Annotated in this window: 16 protein-coding genes; all 16 read right to left on the reverse strand. The window is 62.4% G+C overall.

Annotation, left to right across the window (positions count from 1 at the left end; translation table 11 throughout):
• Positions 1-9: 9 nt before the first annotated feature.
• Positions 10-921: a UDP-3-O-acyl-N-acetylglucosamine deacetylase gene (gene lpxC, locus CAF74_RS03835; protein ID WP_007956752.1), complete on the reverse strand. Its 912-nt coding sequence runs from the start codon at positions 919-921 to the stop codon at positions 10-12.
• 112 nt (positions 922-1,033) lie between these two features.
• Positions 1,034-2,230, reverse strand: a complete 1,197-nt coding sequence (ftsZ, locus tag CAF74_RS03840) for a cell division protein FtsZ (RefSeq protein ID WP_007956754.1) — start codon at positions 2,228-2,230, stop codon at positions 1,034-1,036.
• Between the two features lie 67 nt (positions 2,231-2,297).
• Positions 2,298-3,557 (reverse strand): cell division protein FtsA, encoded by a 1,260-nt coding sequence (gene ftsA, locus CAF74_RS03845; protein ID WP_007956755.1) that lies wholly within the window; start codon positions 3,555-3,557, stop codon positions 2,298-2,300.
• 15 nt (positions 3,558-3,572) lie between these two features.
• A complete protein-coding gene (locus CAF74_RS03850; RefSeq protein WP_007956757.1) occupies positions 3,573-4,439 on the reverse strand; it encodes a cell division protein FtsQ/DivIB in 867 nt (288 codons plus the stop codon).
• A 4-nt stretch (positions 4,440-4,443) separates the two neighbouring features.
• Positions 4,444-5,418, reverse strand: a complete 975-nt coding sequence (locus CAF74_RS03855) for a D-alanine--D-alanine ligase (protein ID WP_007956758.1) — start codon at positions 5,416-5,418, stop codon at positions 4,444-4,446.
• Complete coding sequence (gene murC / locus CAF74_RS03860) at positions 5,415-6,875, reverse strand: UDP-N-acetylmuramate--L-alanine ligase (protein WP_085745351.1); 1,461 nt, start codon at positions 6,873-6,875, stop codon at positions 5,415-5,417. Before murC ends, CAF74_RS03855 begins: the two co-directional genes overlap by 4 nt.
• Complete coding sequence (gene murG / locus CAF74_RS03865) at positions 6,868-7,938, reverse strand: undecaprenyldiphospho-muramoylpentapeptide beta-N-acetylglucosaminyltransferase (RefSeq protein WP_011335863.1); 1,071 nt, start codon at positions 7,936-7,938, stop codon at positions 6,868-6,870. Before murG ends, murC begins: the two co-directional genes overlap by 8 nt.
• Positions 7,928-9,145 carry a putative lipid II flippase FtsW gene (ftsW, locus tag CAF74_RS03870; protein ID WP_007956765.1) on the reverse strand — a complete coding sequence of 406 codons (1,218 nt, stop codon included), beginning with the start codon at positions 9,143-9,145 and terminating at the stop codon, positions 7,928-7,930. The genes murG and ftsW overlap by 11 nt, the downstream gene beginning before the upstream one ends.
• A complete protein-coding gene (gene murD / locus CAF74_RS03875; protein WP_039766248.1) occupies positions 9,142-10,488 on the reverse strand; it encodes a UDP-N-acetylmuramoyl-L-alanine--D-glutamate ligase in 1,347 nt (448 codons plus the stop codon). Before murD ends, ftsW begins: the two co-directional genes overlap by 4 nt.
• A gap of 5 nt (positions 10,489-10,493) precedes the next feature.
• Positions 10,494-11,576 (reverse strand): phospho-N-acetylmuramoyl-pentapeptide-transferase, encoded by a 1,083-nt coding sequence (gene mraY, locus CAF74_RS03880; protein ID WP_015096766.1) that lies wholly within the window; start codon positions 11,574-11,576, stop codon positions 10,494-10,496.
• On the reverse strand, positions 11,576-12,943 hold the full coding sequence (gene murF / locus CAF74_RS03885) for a UDP-N-acetylmuramoyl-tripeptide--D-alanyl-D-alanine ligase (protein ID WP_085745352.1): 1,368 nt from the start codon (positions 12,941-12,943) through the stop codon (positions 11,576-11,578). Before murF ends, mraY begins: the two co-directional genes overlap by 1 nt.
• Complete coding sequence (locus CAF74_RS03890; protein WP_085745353.1) at positions 12,936-14,399, reverse strand: UDP-N-acetylmuramoyl-L-alanyl-D-glutamate--2,6-diaminopimelate ligase; 1,464 nt, start codon at positions 14,397-14,399, stop codon at positions 12,936-12,938. The genes murF and CAF74_RS03890 overlap by 8 nt, the downstream gene beginning before the upstream one ends.
• Positions 14,399-16,138 carry a penicillin-binding protein 2 gene (locus CAF74_RS03895; protein ID WP_170929382.1) on the reverse strand — a complete coding sequence of 580 codons (1,740 nt, stop codon included), beginning with the start codon at positions 16,136-16,138 and terminating at the stop codon, positions 14,399-14,401. The genes CAF74_RS03890 and CAF74_RS03895 overlap by 1 nt, the downstream gene beginning before the upstream one ends.
• Entirely contained in the window at positions 16,138-16,431 is a 294-nt protein-coding gene (gene ftsL, locus CAF74_RS03900; protein ID WP_007956777.1) for a cell division protein FtsL, read from the reverse strand. Before ftsL ends, CAF74_RS03895 begins: the two co-directional genes overlap by 1 nt.
• Positions 16,428-17,375, reverse strand: coding sequence for a 16S rRNA (cytosine(1402)-N(4))-methyltransferase RsmH (gene rsmH, locus CAF74_RS03905; protein ID WP_085745354.1), 948 nt, complete (start codon positions 17,373-17,375; stop codon positions 16,428-16,430). The genes ftsL and rsmH overlap by 4 nt, the downstream gene beginning before the upstream one ends.
• A complete protein-coding gene (mraZ, locus tag CAF74_RS03910) occupies positions 17,372-17,827 on the reverse strand; it encodes a division/cell wall cluster transcriptional repressor MraZ (protein ID WP_007917012.1) in 456 nt (151 codons plus the stop codon). Before mraZ ends, rsmH begins: the two co-directional genes overlap by 4 nt.
• Positions 17,828-17,906 lie beyond the last annotated feature (79 nt).

Here is a 17,906-nt window from a genome sequence, read left to right on the forward strand (position 1 = left end):
GTTTTTTACTTACACCGCCGCAACCGGGCGCATGTAAGAGATTGGTGCAGTGCTGGCGTCTTCGAACGTCACGACTTCCCAGGCATCTTTCTGCTCAATCAACTTGCGCAGCAGCTGGTTGTTCAGTGCGTGGCCGGACTTGAAGCCCTTGAACTCACCAATCAGGCTGTTGCCCAGCAGGTACAGGTCGCCAATCGCATCGAGGATCTTGTGCTTCACGAATTCGTCTTCATAGCGAAGGCCGTCTTCGTTCAGTACGCCATCGGCATCGACCACGATCGCGTTTTCCACGCTGCCGCCGAGTGCGAGGTTGTGCTTGCGCAGGTACTCGATGTCACTCATGAAACCGAAAGTACGGGCGCGGCTGACTTCTTTTACGAACGAAGTGCTGGAAAAATCCACGCTTGCACTTTGGGTGCGGTCCCGGAAAACCGGGTGATCGAAATCGATCTCGAAGCTCACCTTGAACCCTTCGAAAGGGACGAAAGTGGCGCGCTTGTCGCCGTCTTCCACTGTCACTTCACGCAGGATGCGGATGAATTTCTTGGCGGCGTCCTGTTCTTCCAGGCCAGCCGATTGAATCAGGAATACGAAAGGTCCTGCGCTGCCATCCATGATCGGGACTTCAGACGCGGAGAGCTCGACGTAGGCGTTATCGATGCCCAGGCCAGCCATGGCCGAGAGCAAGTGCTCCACCGTGTCTACCTTCACGTCACCGTTGACCAGCGTCGTCGACATGGTTGTCTCGCCGACGTTGGCCGCACGAGCCGGTATCTCGACAACCGGATCGAGATCGGCACGACGAAAGACGATCCCGGTGTCGACAGGTGCAGGCTTGAGGGTCAGGTAAACCTTCTCCCCGGAGTGCAGACCTACACCGGTGGCACGGATAATATTTTTCAGTGTGCGTTGTTTAATCATGGCATGGGCCGCTTCAGCGCAAATTGCGAACTGGTATCAACAAAGGCTGGCGATGATAGCAGACCGAGCCTTTGCTGAACACCAATCACCTGAATACCCCTGATACATTTCATCAATCGGCCTGACGACGCAGGAAAGCCGGGATGTCCAGGTAGTCCAGGTCATCTTGCGGATTCATCTTCGCGGCAGTCGCAGCACCGGCCTGAGCCTGGTTGCGCATGACGGTCGGACGGTCCAGGTCACGGTAATTCACCGCTGGCTGCTCCTGACGAGCGGGTGCCGGTTGCTGCACCTGAGCAGCCGCCATCGAGGTGTGAACGGTGTTGTCGATGACCTTCACAGGCTTCTCGATTTTCGCGCCCAGACCAGTGGCAACCACGGTCACGTGCAGTTCGTCGCGCATGTCCGGATCGATAACGGTACCGACCTTGACCATCGCGTGCTCGGAAGCGAAGGCTTCGATGATCGAACCCACGTCGGAGTACTCACCCAGGGACAGGTCAGGACCGGCAGTGATGTTCACCAGGATGCCGCGTGCGCCTTGCAGGTTCACGTCTTCCAGCAGCGGGTTGCGGATGGCCGCTTCGGTCGCTTCACGTGCACGGTTCGGACCGCTGGCGCAGCCAGTGCCCATCATCGCCATGCCCATTTCGCTCATCACGGTGCGTACGTCGGCGAAGTCGACGTTGATCATGCCCGGACGCTTGATGATGTCGGAGATACCGCGAACGGCACCGGCCAGTACATCGTCAGCCTTGGCGAAAGCCGACAGCAGGCTTGCGTCCTTGCCGAGGATGGTCAGCAGTTTTTCGTTCGGAATGGTGATCAGCGAGTCGACGCTTTCCGAGAGCATGCGGATGCCTTCATCGGCGATCTGCATACGCTTGCGGCCTTCGAACGGGAACGGACGGGTCACGACCGCAACGGTCAGGATGCCCATTTCCTTGGCCACTTCGGCGATGATCGGCGCCGCACCGGTACCGGTACCGCCGCCCATGCCGGTGGTGATGAACACCATGTTGGTGCCGGCCAGCACTTCAGCGATGCGCTCGCGATCTTCCAGCGCAGCCTGACGGCCGACTTCCGGGTTGGCGCCGGCGCCCAGGCCTTTGGTCACACCGGTGCCCAGTTGCAGAATGGTGCGCGCGCCGATGTTTTTCAGCGCTTGAGCATCGGTGTTGGCGCAGATGAATTCCACGCCTTCGATGTTGCTCTTGACCATGTGATTGACAGCGTTGCCGCCGCCACCGCCAACACCGATAACTTTGATTACCGGGCTTGCGGGGATGTTGTCTACGAGTTCGAACATTTTCCCTCTCCTTACATTCTCTAGTTTTTTCGCCTACTGCTGTTTGTTGCGGTGTTGCGGTAAAGCGTTAGAAGTTGCCTTGAACCCACTTCTTCAAACGGTCCAGCAACGGCGCCTGCGGCTCATCGTTGCTGTAGCTGTCGCGGCTGCCGATGCCCGAGAACGAGATCCCGTCGGACTGCTTCTGCAGGCCGTACATCAACAAGCCAACGCCAGTGGAATAAATCGGGTTGCGTACCACGTCATCCAGGCCTTTCACGCCATGCGGCACGCCCAGGCGGACCGGCATGTGGAAAATTTCTTCGGCAAGTTCCGTGGCGCCTTCCATCTTCGAGGTACCACCGGTGAGCACGATGCCGGCCGGGATCAGGTCTTCGTAGCCGCTGCGACGCAGCTCGGCCTGGATCAGGGTGAACAGTTCGTCGTAACGCGGCTCGACCACTTCGGCCAGGGCCTGACGGGACAGTTCGCGCGGCGGACGGTCGCCGACGCTCGGCACCTTGATGGTCTCCCCGGCACCGGCCAGTTTGGCCAGGGCGCAGGCGTAGCGGATCTTGATCTCTTCGGCGTACTGGGTTGGGGTGCGCAACGCCATGGCGATGTCGTTGGTCACCTGGTCACCGGCAATCGGGATCACGGCCGTGTGGCGGATCGCGCCTTCGGTGAAGATCGCGATGTCGGTGGTGCCGCCGCCGATGTCGACCAGGCACACGCCCAGCTCTTTTTCGTCGTCGGTCAGGACCGAGTAGGCCGAGGCCAGTTGCTCGAGAATGATGTCGTCGATTTCCAGACCGCAGCGACGCACGCATTTTTCAATGTTCTGTGCGGCGTTGACGGCGCAGGTGACCACGTGAACCTTGGCTTCCAGACGTACGCCGGACATGCCCAGCGGCTCGCGCACGCCTTCCTGGTTATCGATCACGTAATCCTGCGGCAGGGTGTGCAGCACACGCTGGTCGGCCGGGATCGCTACCGCCTGGGCGGCGTCGAGTACCCGCTCCAGGTCAGCCGAGCTGACTTCGCGATCACGAATCGCCACGATGCCGTGGGAGTTCAGGCTGCGAATGTGATTGCCCGCCACGCCGACGAACGCCGAGTGAATGCGGCAGCCCGCCATCAGTTGGGCTTCTTCGATCGCGCGCTGGATCGACTGCACGGTGGACTCGATGTTGACCACCACGCCTTTCTTCAGGCCGCGGGACGGATGAGTGCCGATCCCGACGATTTCCAGCGAGCCGTCGTCCGCAACCTCGCCGACCAGCGCCACCACTTTGGAGGTGCCGATATCGAGACCGACGATCATTTTGCCGCTTTGCACGTTTGCCATGGGTCCTGCCTCTTCTTAATTCTTTGCGACAGCGGGTTGGGCTGTCGTCGGCGCTACTGGTTCCCGCCAGCCAACAGCGAGGCCGTTGGCGTAGCGCAGATCGATGCGCGCAATGTTCGTAATCTGTTCTTTGAGCGTCTTGTCATAGATGGCAATGAAGCGGCGCATCTTTTCCACCAGGTTGCCGCGTCCCAGCAGCAGCTCGATCCCGGGGCCGGAACTGCCGGCACCGGTGGTCAGGAACCAGCTGCCACGTTCACGCAGCTCGAGCCGCGCAATCGAGAAGCCCAGTGGCCGGAGCATCTGGCTCAGCACCTGGTATTGCTGCATCACTTGCTGCTGGGCCCGCTGCGGACCGAACAGCTGCGGCAGGTGTTCGTAATTCGCCAGTTCCTTGGGCGTGAACGCCTGGCCCTGGTTGTTGAGCAACGACTCGTCACCCCAACGCGCCACCGGCAGTTGCTCTTCGAGGCGGATCACCACCTGGTCCGGCCACACCCGACGTACTTCGGCGTGGGCGATCCACGGCATCTGCTCAAGCTCGGTGCGCATGCTCGCCAGATCGATGGTGAAGAAGCTCGACGCCACGTAAGGGGCGATCCGCTGTTGCACCGCCTGCTGGCTGATGTAACTCAGGTCGCCCTGCACCGCGATCTTGGTGATCGGCCGGTCGGCGTACGGCAGCAAACGCTGTGCGCCTTCGTAAGTGCCGAACCCCAGGGCCACCAGCAGCACCGGCCAGAACAGACCTTTCAAAAAGCCGAAGTTGGCTTTTGGCAGGCGCGCGGACATCGGCTCTTTGGCCACCATTCGGCTGGCACCCCGCGGCACCGGCTTGCGGCCGGGTGCGGGTGGCTGATGTCTGAGCTGTGCGCCTTGCATGGTCTTAACCTCGCGCCTCTTTCTTGCCGTCGGCATCGACACTGGCGGCCAGAATGGCCAGGACCAGCTGCTGGAAATCCAGACCGGCCGCTTTCGCCGCCATCGGTACCAGGCTGTGATCGGTCATGCCGGGAGCGGTGTTGACTTCCAGGAACCAGAATTTGCCGTCGGCGTCCTGCATCACGTCCGCCCGGCCCCAACCGGCAATACCCAGCGCCTCGCAGGCTTGCGCCGTGAGGTCCATGAGTTCTTTTTCCTTGGCGGCATCGAGCCCGCACGGAATCCGATACTGGGTATCGTTGGCGATGTACTTGGCGTCGTAGTCGTAGAACGTGTGTGGCGTACCCAGGGCGATAGGAGGCAACACCTGGTCACGCAGGGTGGCGATGGTGAACTCCGGACCGTGGATCCATTGCTCGACCAACACTTGCGAATCGTAGGTACTGGCCGCTTTCCATGCGTCGATCAACTCGGACGCAGAACTCACTTTGGCCATCCCGATACTTGAACCTTCATGCGCCGGTTTGACGATCAAAGGGAAGCCCAGTTCCGTCGCTGCCGAAATACAATCGGCCTCGCTGCGCAGCACGGCGTGACGCGGCGTCGGAATCCCCAGCGTGTGCCAGACCTGCTTGGTGCGCAGCTTGTCCATCGCCAGCGCCGAAGCCAGGATGCCGCTGCCGGTGTACGGAATGCCGGCCACTTCGAGCAGGCCCTGCATGCTGCCGTCTTCACCGCCGCGACCGTGGAGGATGATGAACGCGCGGTCGATCTTTTCGCTCAGCAGGCGCTGCAGGATATCGGCGCCGACGTCGATGCCGAACGCGTCCACACCCGCGCTTTGCAGCGCGGTGAGCACGGCGTTGCCGGACTTCAGCGAGACTTCACGCTCGGCACTCAGGCCACCGAACAGCACGGCCACACGGCCGAAGTCCTTCGGGGCGATGGTGGAGAACAGGTTGGCGTAGGCAGCAGTCATTTCAACTTCCCCTCGACCGATGCCGCCACGGCACCGGCGAACAACTCGCTTTTCAACAGTTTCGGTGCGAGGCCGCCGATATCACCGGCGCCCTGGCACAACAGAATGTCGCCGGCGCGCAGCAGCGGCTTGACCAGCGGCGCCAGATCGACGCCGCGCTCGATGTAGATCGGATCGAGCTGACCGCGCTGACGGATGCTGTTGCACAGCTTGCGGCTGTCGGCACCCGGGATCGGCTCTTCGCCGGCCGGATAAACTTCCATCAGCAACAGCACGTTGGCATCGGCCAGTACATTGACGAAATCGTCGTACAGGTCGCGGGTGCGGCTGTAGCGGTGCGGCTGGTAGACCATCACCAGGCGGCGCTCAGGCCAGCCACCGCGCACGGCTTTGATCACGGCTGCGACTTCGGTCGGGTGGTGACCGTAATCGTCGACCAGCATCACGCTGCCGCCGTCCACCGGCAGTTCGCCGTAGACCTGGAAGCGTCGGCCGACACCCTGGAACCCGGACAGGCCCTGAACGATGGCCTCGTCGCTGACGCCTTCGTCGGTGGCGATGCAGATGGTCGCCAGGGAATTGAGCACGTTGTGATTGCCCGGCATGTTCACGGACACATCAAGAGGCTCGCGATCAGGGCGCAGCACGGTAAAGAAGGTCTGCATGCCCTGCTGACGAACATTGATCGCGCGCACGTCGGCGTCTTCGCTGAAGCCATAGGTCACGGTCGGACGCTTGACCAGCGGCAGGATTTCACGCACCACCGGATCGTCCAGGCACATCACCGCCAGACCGTAGAACGGCAGGTTGTGCAGGAACTCGACGAAGGTTTTCTTCAGCTTGTTGAAGTCACCGTCGTAAGTCGCCATGTGGTCGGCGTCGATGTTGGTGACCACGGCCACCAGCGGTTGCAGGTGCAGGAAGCTTGCGTCGCTTTCATCGGCTTCGGCGATCAGGTAACGGCTGGTGCCGAGCTGGGCATTGGTGCCCGCGGCATTCAGACGGCCACCGATGACGAAAGTCGGATCCAGGCCACCGGCCGCGAACACCGAAGCGATCAGGCTGGTAGTGGTGGTCTTGCCATGAGTACCGGCGACGGCGATGCCGTGACGGTAGCGCATCAGTTCGGCGAGCATTTCGGCACGCGGCACCACCGGGATGCGGCGTTCCAGCGCAGTCGCCACTTCCGGGTTGGAAGTATTGACGGCGCTCGACACCACCAGCACATCGGCGGCAGCGGCGTTCTCGGCACGGTGGCCGATGAAGATCTGCGCACCGAAGGATTCCAGGCGCTCGGTCACCGGCGAAGCTTTCAGGTCGGAACCGGACACTTCATAGCCCAGGTTCAGCAGCACTTCGGCGATGCCGCACATGCCCACGCCGCCGATCCCGACGAAGTGGATGCGACGGATGCGGCGCATTTCCGGTTGCGGCATGGCTTTCTGATTCTCAACCATGGGCCACCTCCAGACAGGTATCGACCACGCTACGGGTGGCTTCGGGTTTCGCCAGACGGCGGGCCGCTTGGGCCATTTGTTCGAGTCGTTGCGGTTGCATCAAGACCTCTGTCAGGCGCGCGGCAAGGTCCGCGGCACCAGTCGTTCTTTGCGGCATCAGGAAGGCAGCGCCTTCACGGGCCAAATAATCGGCGTTGCGGGTCTGGTGATCGTCGATCGCATGGGGCAACGGCACCAGCATCGAGGGCAGACCGGCGGCGGCCAGTTCGCTGATGGTCAATGCGCCGGCGCGGCACACCACCAGGTCAGCCCAGCCATAGGCCTGGGCCATGTCTTTGATGAACGGCTGCACCTGCGCATCCACGCCGGCGGCGCGGTAGCGCTCTGCAGTCACTTCATCGTGGTTTCTGCCAGCCTGATGGAACACTTCCGGACGCAAGTCGGCAGCGACTTGTGCCAGGGCTTCAGGCAGCAACTTGTTCAACGGCTCTGCGCCCAGGCTTCCGCCCAGGATCAGCAAACGCGCCTTGCGTCCGGCCAGGGCCGGGCGCGGTGTTTCGAGGAACAGCTCGCTGCGCACCGGGTTACCGGTGGTACGGCGGCTGTCCGACAGGGTAAAGGTGTCGGGGAAGGCTTCACACACCCGGGCGGCGAACGGCACCAGCAACCGATTGGCGGTGCCGGCCACGGCGTTCTGCTCATGAACGATCACCGGCACGCCGGCCAGTTTGGCGGCAAGACCACCGGGACCGGTCACATAGCCGCCGAATCCGACCACGCACACCGGACGCAAGCGGCGAATGATCGCCCGCGCCTGCCACACCGATTTCAGCAGCATGAACGGCGCCTTGAGCAGCGACAGCTTGCCCTTGCCGCGCAGGCCAGTGGCGTTGATACGGTGCAGTTCAAGACCCGCCGCCGGCACCAGATCGTTTTCGATCCCGCGCGGCGTGCCGAGCCAGTGCACGGTATAGCCGCGCGCCTGGAATTCGCGGGCACAGGCCAGCGCCGGGAACACGTGGCCACCGGTGCCGCCGGCCATGATCAATACGTTAGCGCCCATGGTTCGGCTCCTCGGCGAAGTCGCTCTCATGGAATTCCATCTCTTCACTGCCCAGGTGGGTCCGACTCTCCCACTCGATCCTCAGCAACAGGCCAAGGCAGGCGCAGCAGATCACCAGGGAACTGCCGCCATAACTGAGGAACGGCAAGGTCAGGCCCTTGGTCGGCAGCAGGCCGACGTTCACGCCGATGTTGATCAGGAACTGGCCGATCCACAGGAACGACAGGCCGTAGGCAACATAAGCGGCAAAAAACTGTTTGGCTTTCTCGGCCCACAGACCGATGTACATGCCGCGAATACACACGAACACGAACAGCGCCACGGTGCACAGCGAACCCACGGCGCCAAGCTCTTCGGCCAGAACCGAGAACACGAAGTCGGTGTGCGCTTCCGGCAGGTAGAACTGCTTCTGCACGCTGTTGCCCAGGCCGACGCCCAGCCATTCACCGCGACCGAATGCGATCAAGGCTTGCGACAATTGATAACCGGCGCCGAACTGGTCGGCCCACGGGTCGGCGAAGTTGGTCAGACGCGCCATCCGGTAGGGCTGCATCTGAATCAGCAATACCACCGCACCGACGGCCAGCACCACCATCAGCGAGAACCGGAACAGCCCGACCCCGCCGAGGAACAGCATCGCCGCCGCAGCGCCCATCATCACGACGGTGGCACCGAAGTCCGGCTCCATCAGCAACAGGCCCGCCATTGGCAGCAGCACGATGAACGGCTTGAAGAAGCCCATCCAGCTCTCGCGCACTTCTTTCTGACGACGCACCAGATAACCGGCGAGGTAGATCACCACGAACACCTTGGCGATCTCGGACGGCTGAACGTTGAAGAAGCTGAAACCGATCCAGCGCATCGAGCCGTTCACCTCACGGCCGATCCCCGGGATGATCACCATCACCAGCAGACCGAACGCACCGATCAGCATCAGCCAGCCCAGCCGCTGCCAGGTGGCGATCGGGATCATCATGGTGACGACGCACGCGCCCAGGCCCAGCACCACGTAGATCAGGTGACGGGTCATGTAATAAAGAGCACTGCCCGACTGCGCCGCGCCGACTTCTGTCGATGCCGAAGCGATCATGATCAGGCCCAGACCGAGCAACGCCAGGCAACCGGCGAGCATCGGGAAGTCGAGGTCGATCCCGCGTCCGGTGATCAGCGGCGACGGGTATGGCTTGATGATGTTTCTCAAGCTCATGCCAGATCCTCCACGGCGCGGACGAACTGGTGACCACGGTCTTCGTAGTTTTTGAACATGTCGAAACTGGCGCAGGCCGGCGACAGCAGCACGACGTCACCCGGTTGGGCGGCGGCGCGGCATTGGGCGACCGCATCGACCAGCGTGGTCGCGCGAATCAGCGGCACGGCATCGCCGATCGCTTCGCCGATCTTGTCGGAATCGCGGCCCATCAGGATCACGGCGCGGCAATGGGCCGCCACCGGATCGCGCAGGTCCTTGAAGTCGGCGCCCTTGCCGTCGCCACCGGCGATCAGCACGACCTTGCCGTCGATGTCCGCACCCAGGCCTTCGATGGCAGCCAGTGCGGCGCCAACGTTGGTGGCCTTGGAATCGTTGTAGTAACCGACGCCGTCCAGATCACGCACCCACTGGCAACGGTGTTCGAGACCGGCGAAGGTGCGCAGCGCTGCCAGCATGGCGTCGAACGGCAGCCCGACCGCGTGGCCGAGCGCCAGCGCCGCCAGGGCGTTGGACTGGTTGTGGGCGCCGCGAATCTTCAATTCGCGCACCGGCATCAGGTTCTGGAATTCGAAGGCCAGGTATTTCTCGCCATTCTCTTCACGCAGGCCGAATGCCTTGAAATCGGGTTTGGTCAGGCCGAAGGTCCAGCACGGCTGGCCCTCGCCCATCAGCGGCCGGGTCAAGGCGTCTTGACGGTTGACCACGAACTGCTTCGCACCACGGAAGATCCGGTGCTTGGCCAGGTGATAGGCCGGCAGACCGCTGTAGCGGTCCATGTGGTCTTCGCTGATGTTGAGCACGGTCGCCACTTCGGCGTTGAGCTGGTCGGTGGTTTCCAGCTGGAAGCTCGATAGCTCCATCACGTACAGCTCGACGTCATCGCTGAGCAGATCCAGCGCCGGCGTACCGAGGTTGCCGCCCACGGCCACGCGCTTGCCGGCCGCAGCCGCCATCTCGCCGACCAGGGTGGTGACGGTGCTTTTCGCGTTGGAACCGCTGATGGCCACGATCGGGGCCTTCGCGTTACGCGCGAACAGCTCGATGTCGCCGGACAGCTTCACGCCACGGGCCGCGGCGGCTTGCAGGGCCGGGGTCGCCAGCGCCAGGCCGGGGCTCACGTAGAGCTCATCGGCACGGCACAGGAATTCGACGTCCAGCTCGCCACAACGCACTTCCACGTGCGGATAGTCACGCTGGAGCGTGGCCAGTTCCGGTGGATTTTCCCGCGTATCGGCCACGGCAAACGCCACGCCCCGGTTCGCCAGGAAGCGAACCAGGGACATGCCGCTCTTGCCGAGGCCGACAACGATGCGGAAGTGGTCAGAAGCGATCAGAGACACTCGTTCTACCTCAGCTTCAGGGTGGCAAGGCCGATCAGCACGAGAATCACGGTGATGATCCAGAAACGGACGATCACGCGCGGCTCGGGCCAGCCCTTGAGTTCAAAGTGGTGGTGAATCGGTGCCATGCGGAACACACGGCGACCGGTCAGCTTAAAGGACGCAACCTGAATGACGACTGACAGGGTTTCCATCACGAACACGCCGCCCATGATGAACAGGACGATTTCCTGACGGACGATCACCGCGATGGTGCCCAGGGCCGCGCCCAGCGCCAGTGCGCCGACGTCGCCCATGAAGACTTGCGCCGGGTAGGTGTTGAACCACAGGAAGCCCAGGCCGGCACCGATCAGTGCGCCGCAGAACACGATCAGTTCGCCTGCGCCCGGTACGTAAGGGATCAGCAGGTATTCAGCGAATTTCACGTTACCCGAGAGGTAGCAGAAAATGCCCAGGCCACCGCCGACCATCACGGTCGGCATGATTGCCAGACCGTCGAGGCCGTCAGTGAGGTTGACCGCGTTGCTCGAGCCAACGATCACGAAGTAAGTCAGCACGATGAAGCCGGCGCCCAGCGGAATGCTGTAGTCCTTGAGCATTGGCAGGATCAGGGTGGTTTCCACCGGAGTGGCAGCAGTCATATAAAGGAAGATCGCCGCACCGAGGCCGAATACCGACTGCCAGAAATATTTCCAGCGGCTCGGCAGACCACGAGAGTTCTTCTCGATAACCTTGCGGTAGTCGTCGACCCAGCCGATGGCGCCGAACAGCAGGGTCACCAGCAGCACGACCCACACGTAGCGGTTGCTCAGGTCAGCCCACAGCAGGGTGCTGACGCCGATGGACGACAGAATCAGCGCGCCACCCATGGTCGGCGTACCGGATTTGGACAGGTGCGATTGCGGGCCGTCGTTACGAACCGATTGGCCGATCTGACGGTTCTGCAGGGTGCGGATCATCCACGGGCCGTAGCACAGCGACAAGACCAGCGCGGTCAGCACACCGAGGATCCCGCGCAGGGTCAGGTACTGGAAGACCGCGAAACCTTTGTAGAACTGTTGCAGATACTCCGCTAGCAGCAGCAGCATTAATGTTTCTCCAGACTGGACCCGCACAGGGCCGCAACGATGTTTTCCATCGCTGCGCTGCGCGAACCCTTGATCAAAATGGTGGTGTTTTTGTCCTGCTCGGCGTCGAGGGCCTGGATCAGTTCGGCTTGGGTGCCGAAGTGATGCGCCTCGTTACCGAATGCGTTCACGGCGTGGACCATGTTCGGCCCGACGGCGTATAGCGCGGAAACCTTGCCTCGGGCGTATTCGCCCACGTCGCGGTGCCCCTGCTCCGCCCAGTCGCCCAACTCGCCGATATCCCCGAGCACCAGGACGGTGCGACCGGAAAAGCCGGCGAGTATATCAACGGCCGCGCACATCGAGGTGGGGTTCGCGTTGTAAGTGTCATCGATCACGCGCATGCCGTTTTTCGCCAGTTGCGCGACGGTGCGACCCTTGACCGGTTGTACCGCGCCAAGCCCGGTGGCGATGCCGAACAGCGACACGCCCAGTGCGTGAGCGGCAGCGGCGGCGGCCAGGGCGTTGGCGACGTTGTGGGTGCCGAGCAGGTTCAGCTGAACCCGTTCCACACCTTCAGGACTGTGCAGGTTGAACGCCGGGCAGCCGCGGGCATCGGTGGCCAGGTCGCTGGCGTAAAAATCCGCCTGAGTGTTGCTCAAGGCAAACGTCAGCACCTTGCGGGCGCCGGCGCGGGTCTTCCAGATACCAAACGCCTTGTCATCAAGGTTCAGCACGGCGACGCCGTCGGCCGCCAGCCCTTCGATGATTTCGCCTTTGGCTTCAACGATTTTCTCCGGCCCGCCGAACTCACCGACATGGGCGGTCCCGGCGTTGTTGAGGATCGCCACGTGCGGCTTGGTCAGCCCTACGGTGTAAGCGATTTCACCCAGGCGCGAGGCACCCAGTTCGATCACTGCCGCGCTGTGTTCCGGGGCGAGTTCGAGCAGGGTCAGCGGTACGCCGAGGTCGTTGTTCAGGTTGCCACGGGTCGCGTGCACCGAGCCGCGCGTGCGCAGGATGCTCGCGAGCATTTCCTTGACCGTGGTCTTGCCGCTGGAACCGGTAACGGCCGCGACCGGTTTGGTGAACGCGGCACGGTTCAGCGCACCCAACTGGCCGAGGGCCTGGCGGGTGTCCTTGACCAGCAATTGCGGCAGTGTGCTGTCGGCGACTTCGCGCTCGACCAACGCCGCAACGGCGCCTTTGGTGGCGACTTCATTCAGATAGTCATGACCGTCGAAACGCGGGCCGGTCAGGGCAATAAACAGTTGGCCAGCCTTGATCGCGCGGCTGTCGATGCTCACGCCGTCAAAACTGGCGTCGGCGCTGACCAGACGGGCGTCAAGCGCGTTGGTCAGTTCGCTGAGTTTCAGGGCCTTAAGCATGGGCCACCTCCCACGCGGTCAGGGCGTGATCAGCCTCGACCAGATCGGAAAACGCATGGCGCTCGCCGTTGATTTCCTGATAGTCCTCGTGACCTTTGCCGGCCAGAACGATCACGTCATCCGCCGAAGCGCCGGCAATCAGTTGCGCGATGGCCTGGCCACGGCCGGCCACGAACGTCACGTTATCCACAGCCGTGAAGCCAGCGCGGATGTCATCGAAAATCACCGCCGGATCTTCGGTGCGCGGATTGTCATCGGTCACCAGCACGCGGTCGGCCAGACGCTCGACCACTTCGGCCATCAGCGGACGTTTGCCGCGATCGCGGTCACCGCCGCAGCCGAACAGGCACAGCAGCTGGCCTTTTACGTGCGGGCGCAACGCGGTCAGCACTTTTTCCAGCGCGTCCGGGGTGTGGGCGTAATCGACCACCACCAGCGGCTGGGTGCCACCGCCGAGACGCTGCATGCGTCCGGCCGGGCCTTCGAGCTTCGGCAACACCTTGAGAATTTCGTCGAGGGCGTAGTCCAGACCGAGCAAGGCGCCGACGGCGGCCAGTACGTTGCTCAGGTTGAAACGACCGAGCAGTGTACTGCGCAGATGGTGCTCGCCCTGCGGCGTCACCAGCGTGGCGCGCACGCCATGGTCGTCGAACTGCGCTTCACGCACATAGAGGTAGGCGCTGCTGTCGAGGAGGCTGTAAGTGATCAGCCGCGATTCGCGCTTTTCAACGGCCAGTTGCCGGCCGAAATCGTCGTCGAGGTTGACCACGCGGCACTTCAGGTCATTCCAGGCGAACAGCCGGGCCTTGGCCTCGGCGTACGCTTCCATGGTGCCGTGGTAATCCAGGTGATCGCGGGACAGGTTGGTCATCACCGCCACGTCGAACGCCAGCGCGGTGACCCGGCCCTGATCCAGACCGTGGGACGAGACTTCCATGGCCACGGCCTTGGCGCCGGCCTTTTTCAGGTCGCCCAAGGTCGCTTGCATGGCAATCGGATTCGGCGTGGTGTGCAGGCCGCTTTGCAGCGCGCCATGAAAACCGGAACCCAAAGTGCCGACGATGCCGCAATGCTGGCCGAGCAGGTCCAGCGCCTGCGCCACCAGTTGAGTCACGCTGGTCTTGCCGTTGGTGCCAGTGACGCCGATCAGATTCAGATGATGACTCGGCTCACCGTAAAAACGCCCGGCGATGTCCGACAGCTGCGCTGCCAGGCCCTTGACCGGAATCAGCGGCACTTCGGTGATCGGCAGCACGGTGGCGCCTTCCACTTCATAAGCCACGGCAGCAGCACCGCGCTGCAAGGCGTCGGCGATGTGCGCACGCCCGTCGAACTTGCCGCCCGGCACGGCGAGGAACAGGTCACCCGCGCGAACGTTACGGCTGTCGAGCGCCAGTTCACGGATCAACAGATCGTGGCCGGCGTGGGGGAAAATCTTGTTCAGACTCAGAGACATCAGCCGCGCCCTCCATTGGCTTTCAGCGGAACGGCCGGGGTGGCGTTGGCCTGTTGTGTGGTCGGCAGGTTGTCCGGGGTGACGTTCATCAGGCGCAGAGTGCCCGACATCACACGGCTGAACACCGGCGCCGAGACCAGACCACCGAAGTAACCGGCCTTGGTCGGTTCATCGATCACCACGACGATTGCATAACGTGGATCGCTCATCGGGCCGAAACCGGCGAACAGCGAGCGGTAAGAGTTTTCGGCGTAGCCCTTGGTGCCGACCGACGTTTTACGCGCGGTACCGGACTTGCCACCCACGTGATACGCCGGCACCTGCGCACGGAACACGCCGCGCGGGGCTTCGATCACCTGTTGCAGCATGCCTTGCATGGTTTTCGCGACGGCTTCCGGCAGCACCTGGGTGGTCTGCGGCGCCTTGTCGGTTTTGATCAGAGTCAGCGGTGCGAGACGACCGTTGTTGGCCAGCGCCGAGAACGCGTGCACCAGCTGAATTGCCGTCACCGAAATACCGTAGCCGTACGACAGCGTTGCGGTCTCGGCCTTGCGCCACTCGCGGTAGTTCGGCAGGTTGCCGACACGTTCGCCCGGGAAGCCGAGGCCGGTGTCCTGGCCGAGGCCGACTTTCTGTGCGAGGCGGAAAATGGTTTCGCCGCCGATATCGAACGCGACCTTACTCATGCCGACGTTACTGGAATTGATCAGAATGCCGGTCAGGTCGAGCACCGGACCTTCGGTCTTCGATACGTCCTTGATGGTGTACTTGCCGATCTGCAGGGAGCCCGGATACACCTCGACGGTGTCGCTCGGTTTCCAGCGGCCGGTTTCGATCGCGGCGCTCATCGAGATCGCTTTCATGGTCGAACCGGGTTCGAACACGTCGATCATCGCGCGATTACGCATCATCGCCGGCTGCAGGTTGCGACGGTTGTTCGGGTTGTAGGTCGGCTGGTTGACCATGGCGAGGATTTCGCCGGTCTTCACGTCCATGATCACCAGACTGCCGGCCTTGGCGCCGTTCTCGATGATCGCGTTGCGCAGCTCGCGGTTGGCCAGGTATTGCAGACGCAGGTCAATCGACAACGCCAAGGGCTTGCCGGCCTTGGCGTTTTTGGTGACCTGGACATCCTTGATCAGCCGTCCGCGCCGATCCTTGATGACTTGCCGCTTGCCGGGCACGCCGGCCAGCCATTCATCGTAGGCCAGTTCGACGCCTTCACGACCGTGGTCATCGATGTCGGTGAACCCGACCATGTGCGCCGTCACTTCACCGGCCGGATAGAACCGGCGGAATTCTTCGATGCCGTAGACGCCCGGCACTTTCAGGTCGAGCACGGCCTGGCCCTGCTCAGGGGTCAACCCGCGCACCAGATAAATGAATTCTTTGTTGGCCTGGGCCTCGAGACGTTCGGCCAGGGCTTTCGGATCCTGCCCCAGCGCGGCAGCGAGCGCAGGCCACTTCTCTTTGGCGGTCTGCATTTCCTTGGCGTTCGCCCACAGCGTGGTTACCGGGGTACTCACGGCCAGAGGCTCACCGTTACGGTCGGTAATCAGACCACGGTGAGCCGGAATCGGAATGTGCCGAAGACTGCGCGCATCGCCCTGACCTTTGAGGAAGTCACGGTCAACCACTTGCAGGTCGATGATGCGCCAGCAGATCGCCGCGACCATCACGCCGAGCAGTGCCACCATCAAACGGAAGCGCCACGGGAAGAGAGCCCCCTCGAGTTTCATCATGGCGCCACCATCTTCACGTCAGCTGCGCCTGGGATGTGCATCTTCAGTTGTTCGGTGGCCAGCACTTCGATCCGGCTGTGGGCGGTCCAGGTGCTTTGCTCCAGAATCAGGCGCCCCCACTCGGCCTGCGCCTTGTCGCGCACGCTCAGTTCGTTGTAAAGGGTGTTGAGCAACTGCCGGTTCCAGTGGGCGCTGTAAGACACGCCGATGGCCGACACGAGCACGCCGATGAACAGCAGCAGCATGAAAAAGCTGCCGCCGGGCAGTGGCTTGGCGAAAAGCTTGCTCACCGCAGCTTCTCCGCGACGCGCATGACGGCGCTACGGGAACGTGGGTTGGCTTTGAGTTCGGCGTCGGAGGCCGTCTGCGCTTTGCCATGGACTTTGATTTTCGGTTCGAACGCAACGTGGCGAACCGGCAGGTTGCGCGGCAGGTTGTCGGCTTCGCCTTTCACCAGCTTGCGCATGAACAGTTTGACGATACGGTCTTCCAGCGAGTGGAAGCTGATCACGACCAGACGGCCGCCCACTTCCAGGCATTCGAGCGCGGCTACAAGACCCGCTTCCAGATCGCCCAGTTCGTTGTTGACGTGAATGCGCAGGCCCTGGAAAGCGCGGGTTGCCGGGTTCTTGCCCTTCTCCCACGCCGGGTTGGCGACTTTCAGGACTTCGGCCAGATCGGCGGTGCGCTCGAACGGCGTGATGTCACGGCGTTCGGCCACGGCACGGGCCATGCGGCCGGAGAAACGTTCTTCGCCGTATTCCTTGAAAACACGGGCGATTTCTTCCACTGGCGCGGTATTGACGAACTCGGCTGCGCTGATGCCACGGGACGGATCCATGCGCATGTCCAGCGGGCCATCGTTGAGGAAGCTGAAGCCACGCTCGGCATCATCGAGCTGCGGCGAAGAGACGCCCAGATCCAGCAGAATGCCGCTGACCTTGCCGGCCAGCCCCTGTTCGGCAACCACCGAACCGAGCTCGGCAAAGCTGCGCTGCACAACGACAAAGCGGCCGTCTTCGGCCGCCAGCGTTTGCCCGGTTGCAATCGCTTGAGGATCCTTGTCGAATCCGATGAGCCGACCATCCGGCCCGAGCTTGCTCAGGATCAACCGGCTGTGCCCGCCGCGCCCGAACGTGCCGTCCAGATAGCAGCCATCAGGACGTACGGCGAGAGCCTCGACGGCTTCGTCAAGCAGTACGGTGATGTGGTTAAAGCCGCTATCAATAGTCACAGGATCAGATCACGCAGTTCGTCAGGCATGGCGCCCGGTTGTTGTATGGCAGCCAGGTCAGCGGCAGAAACCGCATTCCAGGCATCTTCGTCCCACAGTTGGAACTTGTTCAGTTGGCCCACCAGCATCGCGCGCTTGTCGAGCTTCGCGTATTCGCGCAGGCGCGGCGGCACCAGGAAACGACCACTGCCGTCGAGCTCGAGGTCAACGGCATTACCAATCAATAAACGTTGCAGACGACGGTTCTCTTCGCGAAGCGAAGGGAGCGCGCGCAACTTGGTTTCAATAATTTCCCACTCATCGAGCGGGTAGACACACAAACATGGATCAACGGCATCAATGGTCACGATCAACTGGCCGGAACTGCGCGAATCGAGCTCGTCACGGTACCGGCTCGGCATGGCGAGACGGCCCTTTGCGTCGAGACTGATAGCGTTAGCTCCGCGAAACACGTCTGCGTTTCTCCAATTTTTATCGTTTTGAGCTCAAAAAACCCACTTCATGCCACTTTCCGCCACTTGCGCACACTAT

This window comes from Pseudomonas sp. R45(2017), from assembly GCF_002112305.1.
In the GTDB taxonomy this organism is placed as follows: Bacteria; Pseudomonadota; Gammaproteobacteria; order Pseudomonadales; family Pseudomonadaceae; genus Aquipseudomonas; species Aquipseudomonas paraglycinae.